Origin of the sequence: Photorhabdus hindustanensis (genome assembly GCF_002968995.1) — a bacterium.
Taxonomy (GTDB): Bacteria; Pseudomonadota; Gammaproteobacteria; order Enterobacterales; family Enterobacteriaceae; genus Photorhabdus; species Photorhabdus akhurstii.
Genome location: NZ_PUWT01000060.1, coordinates 58,294 through 75,495 on the forward strand (window position 1 = coordinate 58,294; position 17,202 = coordinate 75,495).

A 17,202-nucleotide genomic window follows, 5' to 3' on the forward strand; every position below is an offset into this window, starting at 1 on the left:
AGGTATAAAATGAAAAAGGTTGCTATTGTAGATGGTTTTTCTTCCGGTAAGTTTATGGCTAAATCGCTGTATGAGAAAGGGTGTTATCTCTTGCATATAGCTTCGAAACCGGATTTACATAGTTATTATTATAAAGGATTTGATTATTCAATCTACCAAGAGCGCCATGTTCACGACACGATAGAAGATACAGTCAACTTCCTTAAAAAACAGGAAGTTGAATTTATTATTGCCGGGAGTGAAAGTGGTGTTTCGCTTGCTGATGAGCTTAATAATCATTTTGAATTGAATTATAGAAATGATTTTGCTAAGACGTCTGCAAGGCGCAATAAATATGAGATGATTGATACACTGAAAAAATGTGGAATTCCTGCGGCTGAGCAAGGTAAATTCTCAGATTGGCCTGCGGCGGAACAATGGATTAAAGCCTTTAATAACTTTCCTGTGGTACTTAAACCATTAGAGAGTGCGGGCTCTGATGGTGTTTATATTTGTAAAGATGTGCATTCAGCTAAGGAAGCTTTTCATAAAATACTGGGAAAATCTAATAAACTTAATCTCTGTAATCATCAGGTTTTAATACAAGAATTTCTTAACGGAACTGAATATGTCGTTAATATGGTATCGCTTAATCGTCACCAATTAATTACCGAAGTAGTAAAATATAAGAAACGCAAACTTGATACTGGTAGTATAATTTATGATATTGATGACATTATCGATTCCTCTTATCCAGAATATAATGTTTTAGTAGAATATACGAGAAAAGTTGTCATTGCTTTAGGTATATTTAATGGCCCCAGTCATGCGGAAGTGATGTTAACACCTGATGGTCCAAAACTTGTTGAAATTGCCGCGAGAATAGATGGAATATTACGACCGACGATAGCAAAATTAACAACAGGTTTAGGACAAATTAGGGCTGCTGCCATGTCTGTTGTTGAACCAGAAAATTTCCATAAGGCTATACAAAGAGAAGCTTATACTCTGATTAATCATTCCTATAATGTATGTTTGATTAATCATCGTCCTGGCATATTTACGGCTAATAATTTTATGGCAGAATTAAAGAAATTGCCCTCTTTTTGTGAAGCTATTTTTTATGTTGATGAAGGTGACGAAATCGAAATAACTAAAGATGTTTTTAGCCAACCTGGAACAGTTTACTTAGTTCATCATGATAAGAATGTTATCCAGCAAGATTACGAAAAAATTAGGAGAATGGAAGAACTGGGTGGGTATTTGAAACCTATTTAGAATTATAGGTCAGATAATAATAATGGTCGCTAACCAGAGAGGCGTTATATTTTCCAGTAAATTTCTGGCTCTGGCGGCTATAAACTATCAATGGATAAGACTAGATTTAGCCGTTTAGGTATTATCTAAATTTACCGGTAAACCGTTAATGAAACCCAAGGTGATGGAAAGTAGAAATAGATAAACTAGTAACAGGTTTTTGTATTTATTTATATTATTAGTGTTATACTTATTGGATTAACTTTTCAGGTGCCGATTTTATTCGGCATACAGCATTTTATGCCAGTTATCGTCTTTTCCACTGAAATAATCGTTTACTAATTAATCAAACAACCACAATTTTTGCGCACAGGTTAATAGTGATTAGTCCTGTTGTCATGGGCTTTTTATGGTCTTTTTGTCTATAAAATGTGCGCTTTGTCATATTTTTGTGCTAACTATGTTAATTATTAGTTTCCTTTGTGTTTTCCTGTTGTTTATGACATCTGTTGAGATCTTATTGACGCAAGAGACAACAGTTGTTTAATTGATAAGCTGAAAATAATAAACAAAACCTAAACAGCGCAGTTTCTGACAGAAAGTGCAGATTCTGACTGTACACAACACCACCACAAATGGAGTGCAAGAAAATGACAACTTTCTCTAAAGGGGCGAAGTTATTGAAGCTAGGGGTCAGCTTAGTTGCATTGGCAGTAACCGCCAGCGTTCAGGCAAAAACATTGGTTTACTGTTCCGAAGGCTCACCGGAAGGCTTTAGTCCACAATTATTCACTGCCGGTACAAGCTATGACGCCAGCTCTGTACCGCTGTATAACCGTTTGGTTGAGTTCAAAGCCGGTACCACCGAAATCATACCTGGTCTGGCGGAGAGATGGGATATCAGTGATGATGGCAAGACATATACTTTCCATCTGCGCAAAGGCGTTAAATGGCATGAGAATAAAGAGTTCAAACCCACTCGTGATTTTAATGCTGATGATGTGATCTACTCTTTCATGCGTCAAAAAGATGAAAATCACCCATACCATAAAGTCTCTGGTGGTAGCTATGAGTATTTCATTGGCATGGGCATGAGTGAGATGATCGATAAGATTGTAAAAGTTGACGATTATACTGTCCGGTTTGAACTGACCCGTCCAGAAGCCCCGTTCTTGGCTGACATAGGGATGGATTTCGCCTCTATTATGTCCGCGGAATATGCAGATAAAATGATGAAAGCCGGTACGCCGGAGAAAGTCGATCTGAATCCAATCGGTACTGGCCCATTCCAGTTGGTTCAATATCAGAAAGATTCTCGTATCCTATATAAAGCGTTCAAATCCTACTGGGGTGATAAAGCGAAAGTAGATCGGTTGGTCTTCTCTATTACTCCTGATGCATCTGTTCGTTATGCGAAACTACAGAAAAATGAATGTCAGATCATGCCATATCCAAATCCAGCGGATATTGCCCGTATGAAGAAAGATAAAGATATTGTCTTGTTAGAACAACCGGGCTTGAACGTGGGTTATGTTTCGTTCAATGTCACCAAAAAACCATTGGATAATCTTAAAGTCCGTCAGGCGTTGACGATGGCGGTCAATAAAGATGCTATCGTTGAGGCGGTTTATCAAGGAGCAGGTCAAAAAGCGAAAAACCTGATTCCACCGACAATATGGGGTTACAACGATAACATTAAAGATTATCCATATGATCCGCAAAAAGCGAAACAGTTACTCAAAGAAGCGGGTTTAGGAGATGGTTTTACTATCGATCTGTGGGCAATGCCGGTACAGCGTCCGTATAACCCAAATGCTCGTCGTATGGCGGAAATGATCCAGGCTGACTGGGCGAAAATTGGTGTGAAAGCCAAAATTGTCAGCTATGAATGGGGCGAATATCTGAAACGAGCTAAAGATGGCGAGCATCAAATTGTGATGATGGGGTGGACCGGGGACAATGGTGATCCGGATAACTTCTTCGCAACCCTATTTAGCTGTGCGGCCAAAGAGCGGGGTTCTAACTACTCTAAATGGTGCTACAAACCATTTGAGGACATCATTCAGCCCGCGCGCGTAGCTTCTGATCACGCCAAACGTGTCGAGCTTTATAAACAGGCACAGGTTGTGATGCACGAACAGGTTCCAGCGCTGATTATCGCTCATTCCGTTGTTTATGAACCCATCCGTAAAGAAGTTAAAGGCTATGTTGTTGAGCCATTGGGTAATAAACACCGTTTCGATACTGTGTCCCTCGAATAATCCTGTCCTTACTTTGTTGTGATACGCCATCTTCCTGATTCCTAACCGAAGATGGCGGTTTTTTCCAAGCGGTCATAACTGGTGGGAAACTAACAAAAAAAGTAGAGGCAAGATGTTTATTACGTTGTGAACCAAAAGATTGTGAGCCAAAGGGGGAAAGTCCTCCCCCTTATCAAGCCAAACGGCCTGAGAGCTGTAACCGGCATTTAAAAAAGAGAGTTTGGGATATGTTGCAGTTCATACTCCGACGTCTGGGGTTGGTAATCCCAACGTTTATTGGCATTACTTTACTGACTTTTGCTTTTGTCCATATGATCCCCGGCGATCCGGTGACCATTATGGCCGGGGAACGTGGAATATCTGCTGAGCGCTATGCTCAGCTAATGGCCGAAATGGGGTTGGATAAACCACTTTGGCAGCAATACTTTCATTATGTCAGTAATGTGTTACATGGCGATCTTGGTATCTCCATGAAAAGTCGTATCTCTGTGTGGGAGGAGTTTGTTCCCCGTTTCAAGGCAACGCTTGAACTGGGGATATGCGCTATGTTGTTCGCTATTGCTGTGGGTATTCCCGTTGGCGTCCTGGCGGCGGTAAAGCGTGGTTCTGTTTTTGATCATACTGCGATAGGACTTTCTCTAACTGGATACTCCATGCCGATCTTCTGGTGGGGGATCATGTTGATCATGCTGGTTTCTGTCCAGTTGGATCTGACACCGGTATCCGGGCGAATAAGCGACGGTGTTTTCCTTGATGACAGTTATCCGCTGACGGGTTTTATGCTAATCGACACCCTTTTCTGGGGTGAAGCCGGTGATTTTAAAGATGCGGTGATGCATATCATTTTGCCTGCCGTTGTCTTGGGGACGATTCCACTGGCGGTGATTGTGCGTATGACCCGCTCTTCCATGTTGGAAGTACTAGGTGAAGATTATATCCGTACTGCACGCGCTAAAGGCTTGAGTCGTATTCGTGTGATTGTGGTCCATGCGCTTCGCAATGCACTGCTGCCGGTTGTAACCGTTATCGGCTTGCAGGTGGGTATTATGCTGGCGGGGGCGATACTGACTGAAACTATCTTCTCTTGGCCGGGGCTTGGCCGATGGCTGATCGATGCCCTTCAACGCCGAGATTATCCGGTGGTTCAGGGAGGCGTATTACTGGTGGCGATCATGATCATCTTGGTTAACCTGATAGTTGACTTGCTATACGGCATCGTTAACCCGCGTATCCGGCATAAAAAATAGGGAGCACATTATGTCTCAAGTAACTGAGCCTGCAAGCAGTGCGCCTAAGATTATGACGCCGATGCAGGAGTTCTGGTATTACTTTAAGCGCAATAAAGGGGCCGTTGTTGGTCTGGTTTATATTGTGCTGATGTTATTAGTCGCTCTGTTGGCGGGGGTGCTTGCCCCACACAGTGCGTCTGAACAGTTCCGCGATGCTTTGCTGACACCACCGGTATGGCAGGACGGAGGAAGTTGGCAATTTATTCTGGGTACTGATGATGTTGGACGTGATTTACTTTCGCGTTTGATGTACGGCGCTCGGCTTTCACTGCTGGTAGGTTGTCTGGTGGTGGTGCTATCCCTGTTGATGGGGGTGGTTCTGGGTGTGTTGGCGGGTTATTTCGGTGGTGTGGTGGATATTATCATCATGCGTATCGTTGATATTATGCTGGCATTGCCAAGCCTGTTGCTGGCTTTGGTGCTCGTGGCGATCTTTGGGCCATCGATTGTCAATGCTTCGTTGGCGTTGACCTTTGTCTCTCTGCCACATTACATCCGCTTAACTCGTGCTGCGGTATTAGTTGAAGTCAACCGTGACTATGTGACGGCTTCACAGGTGGCAGGGGCGGGTTCTATGCGCCAGATGTTTATCAATATTCTGCCTAACTGTCTGGCGCCGCTGATTGTGCAGGCTTCTCTGGGTTTTTCTAATGCCATTCTTGATATGGCTGCTTTGGGTTTTCTGGGGATGGGGGCGCAGCCACCCACGCCAGAATGGGGAACAATGCTGTCTGATGTATTGCAATTTGCACAAAGTGCCTGGTGGGTAGTGACGTTCCCCGGGATAGCAATTTTGTTGACAGTGTTGGCGTTTAACCTGATGGGTGACGGTTTGCGTGATGCACTTGATCCTAAACTCAAGCAGTAGTGAGGTAGCGAAATGGCACTGTTAAATGTAGAAAAATTATCGGTTCACTTCGGTGACGAAGAGGCACCGTTCCGCGCCGTTGACCGCATCAGTTACCGAGTTGAGCAAGGGCAGGTTGTTGGGATTGTCGGAGAGTCTGGTTCTGGTAAATCGGTCAGTTCATTGGCGGTGATGGGATTGATTGATTATCCGGGCAAGGTAATGGCTGACAAACTGGAATTTAACCAGCGTGATTTGACCAAAATTTCCGAACAAGAACGTCGCCAACTGGTTGGTGCGGAAGTGGCAATGATCTTCCAAGATCCGATGACCAGCTTGAATCCCTGTTATACCGTTGGGTTCCAGATTATGGAAGCGCTGAAAGTGCATCAAGGCGGCAATCGTCGTACCCGTCGTCAAAGAGCGATTGATCTGTTGACCTTGGTGGGTATCCCTGATCCTGCATCGCGTCTGGATGTATATCCGCATCAATTATCCGGAGGTATGAGTCAACGGGTAATGATCGCAATGGCGATTGCCTGTCGGCCCAAGTTATTGATTGCTGATGAACCAACAACGGCTTTGGATGTCACCATTCAGGCGCAAGTGATTGAACTGTTGTTGGAGTTGCAACAACGGGAAAATATGGCGCTGATATTAATCACTCATGACTTAGCATTAGTGGCGGAAGCCGCTCATCACATTATCGTGATGTATGCCGGGCAGGTGGTGGAATCCGCTAAAGCATCGGAAATCTTCCAGGCGCCACGTCATCCCTATACTCAGGCATTGCTCCGGGCATTACCTGAATTTGCTACGGATAAATCCCGTCTTGCTTCTCTACCGGGCGTGGTACCGGGGAAATATGACCGGCCCGTTGGTTGCTTATTGAATCCGCGTTGTCCATATGCAAATGACCATTGTCGTCAGGTGGAACCGGAATTAAGAACGGTGGGGGAACGTCAGGTGAAATGCCATATGCCGTTGGATGATGCAGGGAGACCGACAATATGAGTGAACCTATTTATCCGGCGCAGGAGACATCAACGGCGCCGTTATTAAAAGCAACAGAACTGAAAAAATATTATCCGATTAAAGGAGGGTTCTTTTCGCCTGTTAGAACGGTAAAAGCGTTGGATGGCGTCTCTTTCGAATTGGCAAAGGGAAAAACATTGGCAGTTGTGGGTGAATCGGGGTGTGGTAAATCCACGTTGGGGCGATTGCTGACGATGATTGAAAAGCCGACTGACGGAGAGCTCTATTATCAGGGACAAGATCTGCTGGTACCCAATAAAGCAGCCGAAAAACTGCGCCGTCAGAAAATCCAGATTGTGTTTCAAAATCCTTATGGTTCACTTAATCCGCGTAAGAAAGTTGGTCAGATCCTGGAGGAGCCTCTGCGGATCAACACCAAGTTGAGCGCACAGGAACGTAAAGAGAAAGTGTTGCAGATGATGGAGAAAGTGGGGCTAAAAGCCGAACACTACAGCCGTTATCCGCACATGTTCTCTGGTGGTCAACGCCAACGGATTGCGATTGCTCGTGGCCTAATGTTGGACCCGGATGTGGTGATTGCGGATGAACCGGTTTCCGCGTTGGATGTCTCGGTGCGGGCGCAGGTGTTAAACCTGATGATGGATTTGCAGCAAGAGCTGGGACTCTCCTATGTCTTTATTTCCCATGATTTATCGGTGGTTGAACATATCGCTGATGAAGTGATGGTGATGTACCTCGGTCGTTGTGTGGAAAAAGGCAGTAAAGAGATGATTTTCAGTCATCCACGTCACCCCTATACACAGGCGTTATTATCAGCAACGCCAAGGCTAAATCCTGAATTACGCCGTGAACGGATAAAATTGACAGGCGAATTGCCAAGCCCAATGAATCCACCACCCGGTTGTGCATTTGCAGCGCGTTGCCGCCGGGCACTTAGCATTTGTACTCAGCGTCAGCCAAAACTGAATCAATATGGTAATCAATTAATCGCCTGTTTTGCGGTTGATCAGGATGAAAATGTTGCAGTGGAATAATTGGTTAAGTTAATAAATTTTAAGGATGGTGAGGTTGAACCATCCTTAATTTCCCATAATAGCGTTTGTATAAACGCTATTTTTCTTTCTGATTTCCCCTTTCAAACATAAGCTACGGCAATTTACCTAAAAAGAGTTAGTTAAAAGAGATTAGAAAAATCGACTCTTTGACAATGATGGGTTTGTTGCTACAAATGCCATTCAGCAACTCATTCATTACACGTATAAAAATCCCTTATGGGATGAAATATCCGTTTTCTGGGACGGAATGCTTACCCTGTAAATATTCTTATGATTTATATTCTAAAGGAGAGAGTTCATCATTATTTGACATTGAGTCGTCAGGGAGAGTCATGTATGAAAAGTTTTGAGAAAATACCTCATATTGACCTTGCGCCAATATTTACCCATACAGATACGGGATTATTGTCAGTTGCTGATCAAGTTCGCCAAATATATACGAATGTGGGGTTTGCTTACCTTATTAATCACGGCATATCAGAAGATTTAGTGCAAGCCACTTTTCAGGCAGCAAAAGATTTCCACAATCTACCACTGAATAAGAAATTAAAAATTCGTCAAAATAAGTTCTTTCGGGGTTATATGCCGAGGAGCACATCTCGATTTGAATTATCTACTTTGGAAAAAGCGAATAAGCCTAATCAAAGTGAGGCTTTTATTATTGCTAATGAAGTATCGGAGGAAAGTGAAGACTTTAAACTAGAACAAAACTTAGCTGGCCCAAATCAATGGCCGGAAGATATGCCGGAGTTCAAGGAGACGATCACAACATACTATAAATCTATGCAGGCTTTGGCTAAACGGATGGTACAAGTTTTTGCAATGGCGTTCGGCCTGAGCCCCGATGCATTAGATAATTATTTCAGGGAGCCGACTATTTTCTTGAGGCTTCAATATTACCCGGAACAGCCAGACATCATTCCTGAAGACCAGTATGGCATTGCCCCGCATACGGATTATGGATTTTTGACCTTATTAGCACAAGATACCATTGGGGGACTGCAAGTCAAAAATCAAGAGGGAGAATGGATTGATGTTCCACCTGAACCGGGTTCTTTTATCTTAAATAGCGGAGATATGATCAAATGGATGACTAACGATAACTTTATTTCTACTCCCCATCGGGTAATAAATCGCTCTGGAAAGAAACGATACGCTATCCCTTTCTTTTTTGAGCCAAGCATGCATGCTCAAATAGCTCCATTAGATATATTTAAGGATGTGGATAATCCGGCAAGATATCCTCGTATTGAGTATGCAGATCATCTTATGACGAGAATAAAGTCAAATTACAGTATTGGTGCTTAGGGGATAATAAAGCTTCAATTTGGGGGCAAGAATATGGCTAGTCACACATTCTTTTCAAAAGCCGCATTCAATTTTGATAAAGAAAAAACGGCCTTGTCGGGTAGTAAGGTCATCTTACTTATCAGTGTCGGCCAAAAATATCATGAAGGCGATAAACTCGCAGCAACCATTGATCTGATTAATAAGAGTGGATTTTCTTCATGCACAATCGCGGTAGCTGATACCTTACAGCGGCATAATTATCTGGGAATGAGTTATGAAGCAGCCTATCGTTTTACATATGAATTGGGTACTTCTTGGATCGCTCGAAATTCTGAAGTTCTCGCTGCACTTTCAATTCCCAATAACATTCTCCGCTGGGATGAAGCCTTAAACGATATATCATATTTGGCATTTCGAGAAGATATAGAAGGATTATATGTCAATGATCCTGCTTATAAAGAGGCAATTAACGAAACCATAGGCATATTTATTGATCGAATGGTAAAGCGGGACCCAAGTATTGATACCGTTCAGGCGTTCATACGTTGTTTAAATTATCTTATGGAAGAATGTCCCATAATCATGCCGATTTGGGCAGCTAAAGGTTACGATTTCGTCATCTATCCACAACCAATGACTGCGGCAATGGATGCTACACGCGAGCGTTTCGTTGTTGAAAAATATCCTGGAAAAGAACGCTGGTTATCTCTACGCTTTAAGAAGCGGTCTATACCAAATTTTCTTAATAATGTATTCCTTCAGGAAGATGCGATTCATTATATGGTGGAATAAATCAAAAAGACATGAAACATCAGTAATCTGATAGATATGAAATAACTAAGGAAGATAAGGTTATAGTCTGTCCTTCCAGGAAATTCCCGGCACATGCTAAGCCAATACTCAAGCTTGTTTCAGTGAGGGTCCGGGAATTTTTTAGATGAACTACCGAACACAGAGGAGGCTATTTGATGATTTTTTTCTCAGAGAATCACAGAAAGTGGTGGGTTTTGACTGGTGTGAGTATTGCGAGCTTTCTTGGTTGTATTGACTTTACTATCGTCAACACGGCTTTGCCCGCAATAAGAGCTGATCTTCATGCTACAGTGGCTGAACTCCAGTGGATTATCAATATTTTTCTCTTGGCACTATCAGCTTTCATGGTTGTGATGGGGCGTATGGCTGATATCTATGGTCGTCGACGCGTACTCTACCTTGGCGCCATATGCTTCGGACTGGCATCACTTGGTGCTGGGCTCGTTACAAATATAAACTGGCTTATCGCTTTTCGCTTTGCTCAGGGAGTATCCTGCGCAGTCTTATACACAGCCTCTGGTGCCATAGTTTCCAATGCCTTCCCTGAGGAGGAGCGTGGAAAAGGTATCGGTTTGCTCTTTGGGGTTAATGGACTCGGACTGGCAATTGGCCCGGTAATAGGAGGAATCATCGTTAGCACTCTAGGTTGGCGTTGGATTTTCCTAATAAACGTTCCATTGATTGTCTTAAGCCTATTAATCTGTACGGTTAGCGTCAAAGAATCTAGGAATAAGGAACAAGGGACGACGTTAGACTGGGGGGGATTGATTTTTCTGATCACCGGTCTGTCGGCCTGCATTGCTGTACTCAGCTTAGGTAGTGAGTGGGGATGGCTGTCATTCTCTACGCTAGGTCTTTTAATTATATCGGTCGTCGCGTTGGTCATATTTTATCATATTGAACAACGGGTCTCTGCGCCGATCCTTCAACTCCATCTGTTTAAAAACCGGACTTTCATTGGTGCGGCTATAGCCAATGCGGCACTGGCCTTTTTTTACTGTCTGGCTTTTTTCCTGATGCCTCTGTACCTACATACGATAAAAGATCTTGAGGGATATCAGATAGGTATGATGTTGCTTCCTACTACGGCGATGGTTGCTCTTCTTTCACCGATTGTTGGTCGGCTTACTGACCGAATGGGAGTCAAAATAATACTTGTCAGCGGCTTCTTATTTTTTGCTATTTCAGCATTCCTTCAAACACTCTTTTCCGAATACAGCAGTCTATTCAGTATTGCTATTGCGTTTACGCTTATGGGTATTGGTTGGGCTTGTGTGTTGGGGCCATCCACAGTGGCTGCGCTGTCATCTGTACCGGAACGTATGGGGGCGGTTGCTATGGGATCATCGTGGACGGTGCATAATATTGGTGGGGCCGTAGGGCTTGCTTTTGGCCTGTTACTTTATCAGCAAGTTGCTACCAGCAGCTTATTACTCAAATTAGGCGCGTTTGGCGTGGCGCCTGGTCAATGGGTGGAGAGAGTTATCGCTGAACCAGAAGGGGCGCTTTCAGCTTTGCATCAACATGCTGGTCTTGACCTTGCAGATGCGCTGAATGTTTTTCATACGTTCTTTATTGAGGGATACCGTGCGGCAATGGGGTTGTTGTTAGCTATCTCTCTTTCAGTTTTATGTATCCTTTGGATGACATTGAAACGACAACAGTCGAAACCATAGGCATTACAGGAAGATGCCACGTTGTTCGGCGGCTATCTGCAATAGATTTAAAAATCGGTTTAAATTGAAAATAGATGATGAAACAACAGAGAGACAGTGACTATTACCAACTTTGAAAATTAGGGGAGAACACCGTGGGGAAAGAATCAAGCCACCAGCGTATGACGAATATCTCATCACCTCACCCACGGGCGTTTTCTCCATTAATGTTAGTTGTATTGATTCTGGTAAGTTCTCTCGGATCAATCATTGGTATCCAAACACTTGTCACTCTGGGTGTCACACCAAGCACATCTATAATTGGTGCTCTGGTTGCTATGGCTATAGCACGGCTCCCAATCTATCAATTCACGCTTTTCCGTTCTGTTCATGCACAAAATTTAGTGCAAACCAGTATGTCCTCTGCCACTTTTGGGGCAGCTATCAGCCTTCTCGCCCCGCTTGGTATCGCGTACGTCATGGAGATGCCTGAACTCATTATGCCGATACTGGTAGGGGTAAGTTTGGCTATGTTGTGGGATGCTTTCCTGCTATATCGTATGTTTGACTCCCCGGTATTTCCAGCATCAGGTGCTTGGCCTCTTGGGATGGCTACCGCTGAGGTGATCAAAACCACTGATCGAGGAGGTTATCGAACGATCACATTAATTTGTGGGGTGATAAGTGGGTTTATCGGCAGTCTTTTAGGTTTGCCAATGTCGGCTGCCGGTATTGCTTTTATCGGGGGCTTTGCGGCTATGCTGTCATTCGCGGCTGGACTGCTATTGGCTCCCTGTCTCTATATTGTGTTTGCATTGGATATCAGTACCCTGAGAATGCCTGAAGGGATTTTAGTTGGTGCTGGTATGGTGGCAGCTTTGCAAATTGGTCTTTCCATGTACAAGCGGAAAAAGGCACACATCACTATTCCCGCGGGCTGTCATCAACATCAGATTGATCAACCTGGTGCCTCATCTTTTCGGGCTTTACTCGGTCTCGGTAGTTTGGGCTATCTGCTTTTGGCGATGATACTTGCTCTAGGGACAGGTCTGTTTGAACAACTCAGTTTACCTATGTTGATTGGATTTGTTGTATTTGGCACGATCTCAGCGCTACTTCACGAGCTCATCGTGGGAATCGCAGCCATGAACACCGGGTGGATGCCTGCGTTTGGTGTAGCGCTACTATCATTGGTAATTGGTATCTGGATCGGTTTTCCAGTAAAAGCCTTGGTCGTATTAACAGCGTTTACATCGGCAACTGGGCCTGCATTTGCTGATATGGGCTACGACCTTAAAGCAGGATACATATTGAGAGGTGATAATCGTGATCCCATATTTGAGCAAAGAGGTCGGCGAGAACAAATGATCGCAGGCATGTTAGGTTTTGGCGTAGCGATTATCGCTGTTCTACTGACCTGGCGGGATTTGTTCGCTCATAACCTGTTTGCCCCAGTCAATTTGGCTTATGCCGCGGCTATTAAAACAAGTATAGATCAAAGCAACTTAATGAATTTCACCAGCTGGGTAATACTGGGTGCGCTACTACAAGTTATTGGCGGCACTCGAGGCCAATTAGGTATCATGCTTGCAACAGGACTATTGATAGCTAAACCTACTGTTGGCTGGATGGTTCTCCTTGGGTTGATTTGTCGTTTATGGGTAAAACGCAAGTATCGCAACCACCCTTCCCACGGACTGGAGTCTTTCGCGGGCGGGATGATTGCAGGAGATGCTCTTTGTAGCATAATGTTAAGCACTCATTCACCCACAGTAGGGCAGAGCACAAACGAACATTAATCAACGAGACCGTAGCCAAAAATCGCTACTAGACTGCAAGACAGATGAATCTTCATCGGTAGGGAGAACGATTCTTTTCGTTTCGCTTGGAGAATAGCTAAATTTCCTCTTATAGGCACGCGCAAATTGAACCGGGCTACTGAACCCATACTGATAAGCCAAGTCAGCAATACGTTGACGTGGGGTGATTTGGGAACTCAGAATTGAATGAACTTTAGATAAACGTCGTGAACAAATGTAACTTGCTACACCGCCTACCGTTTCGAAGAGCCGATATAAATGACTCCTGGAAATACCGATTTGTTCACAAATCTGGTTAACGTTTAGTGTATTTGAATTAAGATTTTGATCAATATAGTGTCTGATCCTGTTGAACAAAGTCGTGTCAATTGCAGTTTGTGCCTGAATAATATTATCTGGGGTCGCAGAAAGCGTCGCATTCAGGAAGCCCAAAGTAGCTTGCATAACCTGTGGCATATCGTTCTTAGGCAAGTGGGGAGCATGAAGAAATAGTGCTCTAATATGTTCAGCAAAAAGCTGCCCCAGGCTGTGATTTAAGACTGCTCCGTGGAAATTAGCCGTTGTTGTCGGGAGAAGATCTCGAGGAACCATCAACATGATGACCTCACCTTCGGCGATACTCAAATTATAGGGTTGACCCAAATCGATAACAGCCAATTGCGAAGGTCTTACCTGAGTTTGGTGGCTAGTGTCATTATAAATCCACGTATCAGAAAGGCTAAGGCGAAAATAATAATGGTCAAGATTATCCTTGCGAATCTTGTCTAATGAGCGATGAGCAAAGTTATTGATTGTATTCTCGCGCTTGCTAAGGAAACGCCAACGTCCAAGCATCAGCTCTCCTATATGCATCCCGCGGAAATTAGCATCTAAGATAATAATTTCACGCATTTTTAGCGAAATATTATGATGCTGATGCTCTTCTCGCCAAGCATCAAACCGTTCAGCTTTAGAATAGGAGAGCGCTGAAAAACGATAGGGGTATAAATCTTCAAGATCATTCATACACACCATCCTTTCACACAAGGTTAATAGTGTCACGTTGAGGAGTCAGAACATACAGTAAATTACTGTGGTTAATATATGCTTCTCCGAAATTAGGTGCATATAATAGAATATAGTATAAATTTAAACTTTCATTACGTTTTGCTTAATGATGTCGTGTATACAGTGAGTTAAATCACGACGACCTGGCGATTAGGAATGAATCTTGGACAGAGTGAGTAAAGGTGGATCGCCAGGAAAAAACAAGTAGCTTGGCTTGATACTTTTCTTCGTATAATGCTAAAAGAGTGACTAATTTAAGTTTCTGATTGGTGGCTTGGTTTCATCAATGTTACACATTGTGGTTAAATCAGACGCTTTTAAATAGGAAAATTGAATATTTATATGTTTTTCTAATAGTTACAGATAACCGCCAAAGGCAATTATTTCAGGAAAATAACGACTTGGATAAGTGAAACAGGATCGTTAGCGATAAAATCAAGTATACTCAATTCCAATGATCACGTGTTATAACTGCGATACCCATAGGCATTGGTTTAAGTGAAAATGAAATTGCGCGTCAAACGTTCGTTAACTATTAAACAGATGGCCGCAGTGACCGGCGTCACGCTGGTGACCATTGCTATTTTTATTACGATTCAATTGTGTCATTTTATACAGCAACGTAAAGATGATTATATCAGCCAGCTTAATAATGCGGCAGTTCAGGTACAGGCACCTTTAACGGAAGCGCTACTTAATTCTGATCTTAGTAAAGCGAAAGAGTTGCTGATAGGGCTACGTACTGTAGGTATCTTAGGACGGGCGGATGTGGTGTTGCCGGAAGATATCCGGGTGATACGATTGAGCTTTGCCACCCATCGCCCAATCCCCGAACTGGCTAAACGAGTTTTTGGTATCCCTGTGGAAGTGAGTATTCCTCTTCATGTTTATGGTTCAGTATCGACAGATGCTAAGCCGTTAGGGCATCTGATTTTGCAAGTGGATTCCAATCGAGTATATCGTTTTGCTATTAATACGTTGGCACTGATGCTGACAACTTATTTATTACTGGCCCTTATCCTTACGGTGTCGATAAGCTGGTGTATCAACCGGATTATTGTGCACCCATTACGTGCCATTGCACGAGATCTTAATAACGATCAACCATTAGAGCCAATGGATTGCCCTAAATACCATCAGGATGATGAATTGGGTTTGCTGATCAGGGGATATAATCGTCAATTTGATAAGCATAAACCTCCGTCATCATGAAACCATCCGCGGCGGTTTGAGGTCTAATCCTCTGTTATAATCCTGACAGGATTTCGCCTGTTAAAATTCAGGTTTTTGCTTTTTCTTCCGTTATTATTGGTCGAAGGGAACATATTCTGTCATCAATGGTTAAACCTTCGAAGGCTAAAACCAAGGATAGACATCTATAGGGGTTCACATGCAGGGTTCGAAAATTCGTTATTTTATTGGTGGGATAATGCTGGCAGTTTCGGGCCAGACGCAGGCGGAAGCCTTGCAGCCTGACCCTGCCTGGAAACAGGGTAAACTGGAAAACGGTTTTAACTGGCAAATTTTGCAGACGCCGCAACGTCCTAACGACAGAATACAGTTGCGCCTTGTTGTGAAAACAGGGTCACTGGCGGAGAAAACCCAACAGGCGGGTTATACCTGGTTGATTCCGAAAGTCGTGCTCTTTAGTAGCAAAAGTTTATCTTCCACCAAATTAGACCAGTTATGGAACAGTGCTATTGATCCAAAATACCCACTGCCTCCAGCTATTGTTTCATATGATTTCACACTTTATAGCTTGAGCTTGCCACATAATCAGCCTGAACTACTAAAAGACGCGTTGAACTGGTTGGCTGATGCGGCAGGCAAAGCGGTATTTACACCTGAGACTCTACAACATGCCATGAAAATGGCGGATACATCCGTAGCAACCTATCCACCGGATATACAAGATCCCGTGTGGCGTAGACGTTTGAAAGGTTCAACGTTGTTAGGGCACGATCCGGCGCAAAATGCGCCTCAGCCTATTGATTTGGAGAAACTTAAGCAGTTTTACCGGCAGTGGTATACCCCTGACATGATGACGTTATACGTTGCGGGCCATGTGGATAGCCGTACTCTGCCGGAAAATATCAGCCAAGCGTTTTCATCATTGAAAGGTAAACGCCATACTCCGGCCACCATTGCAGCGTTGTCACCAATGAAACCGGAGACCATCGGGATTATCAGCGATAAAAAGAAGGAAGATACTTTATCCTTGATTTGGGATCTCAATTGGCAGCCGATTAATGATTCACATGTGCTTAATAACTACTGGATCAGTGATGTTACCCGCGAGGCACTTTATCGCTATCTGCAACTTGGGCTGGAAAGAAAAAATGATAAGGGGTTGAAATTGGGTTTGGATTGTAAAGTCCAGTACCATCGTGCGAGTTGCGCCCTGAATCTCAACACGACAGCTGGTAATCTAAAACCGGCAATGGAGTATCTGGCGGCTGAATTGGTCACACTACGGGATAAAGGGTTGCCGAAGGGACAATTTGATGAACTATATGCGCAAAAACAAGCACAACTCAGCCAGTTGTTTGCCATGTATGGTCATACCAGTACGGATATTCTGATTAATCAGCGCCTTTTGTCTCAACAGAGCAATGTGGTGGATATCGCTCCTGAGCAGTATCAGCGTTTGAGGCAAGCATTTTTAGCTTCCTTGACTCCTGAAATGCTTAATCGTGAGTTGAAGCAGATCCTTTCACAAGAGGTTGCATTCATTCTGATTCAACCAAAAGGGGAAGTGGAGATGGATGTTGACCAGTTAAGAAACAGCTTTAATCAGATTATGTTGCTGACACCATATAAGGATAAAGCTGATATTCCGGCACAACCACCGATACCTAAGCCTGATGCAAAAGCGTCTTAAAGCGGTAAAAGG

The 17,202-nt window shown here is 43.6% G+C and carries 13 protein-coding genes; 12 read left to right on the top strand and 1 reads right to left on the bottom strand.

The window, feature by feature from the left end:
* Positions 1-9 precede the first annotated feature (9 nt).
* The 10 genes from C6H66_RS20135 (at position 10) to C6H66_RS20180 (ending at position 13,241) form a co-directional block, all read left to right on the top strand.
* On the top strand, positions 10-1,257 hold the full coding sequence (locus tag C6H66_RS20135) for an ATP-grasp domain-containing protein (protein ID WP_105396517.1): 1,248 nt from the start codon (positions 10-12) through the stop codon (positions 1,255-1,257).
* Between the two features lie 629 nt (positions 1,258-1,886).
* The gene (gene dppA / locus C6H66_RS20140) at positions 1,887-3,497 is read left to right on the top strand and encodes a dipeptide ABC transporter periplasmic-binding protein DppA (RefSeq protein ID WP_105396518.1); all 1,611 of its coding nucleotides are present in this window, start codon (positions 1,887-1,889) and stop codon (positions 3,495-3,497) included.
* A 227-nt stretch (positions 3,498-3,724) separates the two neighbouring features.
* Positions 3,725-4,744, top strand: a complete 1,020-nt coding sequence (gene dppB / locus C6H66_RS20145; protein ID WP_105396519.1) for a dipeptide ABC transporter permease DppB — start codon at positions 3,725-3,727, stop codon at positions 4,742-4,744.
* A gap of 10 nt (positions 4,745-4,754) precedes the next feature.
* The gene (gene dppC / locus C6H66_RS20150; protein WP_046395273.1) at positions 4,755-5,654 is read left to right on the top strand and encodes a dipeptide ABC transporter permease DppC; all 900 of its coding nucleotides are present in this window, start codon (positions 4,755-4,757) and stop codon (positions 5,652-5,654) included.
* A gap of 12 nt (positions 5,655-5,666) precedes the next feature.
* Complete coding sequence (dppD, locus tag C6H66_RS20155; protein ID WP_046395272.1) at positions 5,667-6,647, top strand: dipeptide ABC transporter ATP-binding protein; 981 nt, start codon at positions 5,667-5,669, stop codon at positions 6,645-6,647.
* Positions 6,644-7,663 carry a dipeptide ABC transporter ATP-binding subunit DppF gene (gene dppF / locus C6H66_RS20160; protein ID WP_105396520.1) on the top strand — a complete coding sequence of 340 codons (1,020 nt, stop codon included), beginning with the start codon at positions 6,644-6,646 and terminating at the stop codon, positions 7,661-7,663. The genes dppD and dppF overlap by 4 nt, the downstream gene beginning before the upstream one ends.
* Before the next feature lie 357 nt (positions 7,664-8,020).
* A complete protein-coding gene (locus C6H66_RS20165) occupies positions 8,021-8,992 on the top strand; it encodes an isopenicillin N synthase family dioxygenase (RefSeq protein WP_046395270.1) in 972 nt (323 codons plus the stop codon).
* 33 nt (positions 8,993-9,025) lie between these two features.
* Positions 9,026-9,766 (top strand): hypothetical protein, encoded by a 741-nt coding sequence (locus C6H66_RS20170; protein WP_046395269.1) that lies wholly within the window; start codon positions 9,026-9,028, stop codon positions 9,764-9,766.
* Between the two features lie 176 nt (positions 9,767-9,942).
* The gene (locus C6H66_RS20175) at positions 9,943-11,463 is read left to right on the top strand and encodes an MFS transporter (protein ID WP_046395268.1); all 1,521 of its coding nucleotides are present in this window, start codon (positions 9,943-9,945) and stop codon (positions 11,461-11,463) included.
* 134 nt (positions 11,464-11,597) lie between these two features.
* Positions 11,598-13,241, top strand: coding sequence for an OPT/YSL family transporter (locus C6H66_RS20180; RefSeq protein ID WP_236548201.1), 1,644 nt, complete (start codon positions 11,598-11,600; stop codon positions 13,239-13,241).
* Here the strand turns inward: C6H66_RS20180 and C6H66_RS20185 are convergent, their stop codons facing one another.
* On the bottom strand, positions 13,242-14,276 hold the full coding sequence (locus C6H66_RS20185) for an AraC family transcriptional regulator (protein ID WP_082300811.1): 1,035 nt from the start codon (positions 14,274-14,276) through the stop codon (positions 13,242-13,244). It abuts the gene before it with no gap.
* Between the two features lie 537 nt (positions 14,277-14,813).
* Between C6H66_RS20185 and C6H66_RS20190 the strand changes: the two genes are divergently transcribed.
* Both C6H66_RS20190 and C6H66_RS20195 read left to right on the top strand, forming a co-directional pair.
* The gene (locus C6H66_RS20190) at positions 14,814-15,521 is read left to right on the top strand and encodes a HAMP domain-containing protein (RefSeq protein WP_046395267.1); all 708 of its coding nucleotides are present in this window, start codon (positions 14,814-14,816) and stop codon (positions 15,519-15,521) included.
* A 178-nt stretch (positions 15,522-15,699) separates the two neighbouring features.
* Positions 15,700-17,190, top strand: coding sequence for an insulinase family protein (locus C6H66_RS20195; RefSeq protein ID WP_105396522.1), 1,491 nt, complete (start codon positions 15,700-15,702; stop codon positions 17,188-17,190).
* Positions 17,191-17,202 lie beyond the last annotated feature (12 nt).

Excerpts from the sequence above, each read along its gene's own strand:
- C6H66_RS20135 (WP_105396517.1), top strand. The coding sequence starts at position 10 with ATGAAAAAGGTTGCTATTGTAGATGGTTTTTCTTCCGGTAAGTTTATG.
- dppA (WP_105396518.1), top strand. The coding sequence starts at position 1,887 with ATGACAACTTTCTCTAAAGGGGCGAAGTTATTGAAGCTAGGGGTCAGC.
- dppB (WP_105396519.1), top strand. The coding sequence starts at position 3,725 with ATGTTGCAGTTCATACTCCGACGTCTGGGGTTGGTAATCCCAACGTTT.
- dppC (WP_046395273.1), top strand. The coding sequence starts at position 4,755 with ATGTCTCAAGTAACTGAGCCTGCAAGCAGTGCGCCTAAGATTATGACG.
- dppD (WP_046395272.1), top strand. The coding sequence starts at position 5,667 with ATGGCACTGTTAAATGTAGAAAAATTATCGGTTCACTTCGGTGACGAA.
- dppF (WP_105396520.1), top strand. The coding sequence starts at position 6,644 with ATGAGTGAACCTATTTATCCGGCGCAGGAGACATCAACGGCGCCGTTA.
- C6H66_RS20165 (WP_046395270.1), top strand. The coding sequence starts at position 8,021 with ATGAAAAGTTTTGAGAAAATACCTCATATTGACCTTGCGCCAATATTT.
- C6H66_RS20170 (WP_046395269.1), top strand. The coding sequence starts at position 9,026 with ATGGCTAGTCACACATTCTTTTCAAAAGCCGCATTCAATTTTGATAAA.
- C6H66_RS20175 (WP_046395268.1), top strand. The coding sequence starts at position 9,943 with ATGATTTTTTTCTCAGAGAATCACAGAAAGTGGTGGGTTTTGACTGGT.
- C6H66_RS20185 (WP_082300811.1), bottom strand. The coding sequence starts at position 14,276 with ATGGTGTGTATGAATGATCTTGAAGATTTATACCCCTATCGTTTTTCA.
- C6H66_RS20190 (WP_046395267.1), top strand. The coding sequence starts at position 14,814 with ATGAAATTGCGCGTCAAACGTTCGTTAACTATTAAACAGATGGCCGCA.
- C6H66_RS20195 (WP_105396522.1), top strand. The coding sequence starts at position 15,700 with ATGCAGGGTTCGAAAATTCGTTATTTTATTGGTGGGATAATGCTGGCA.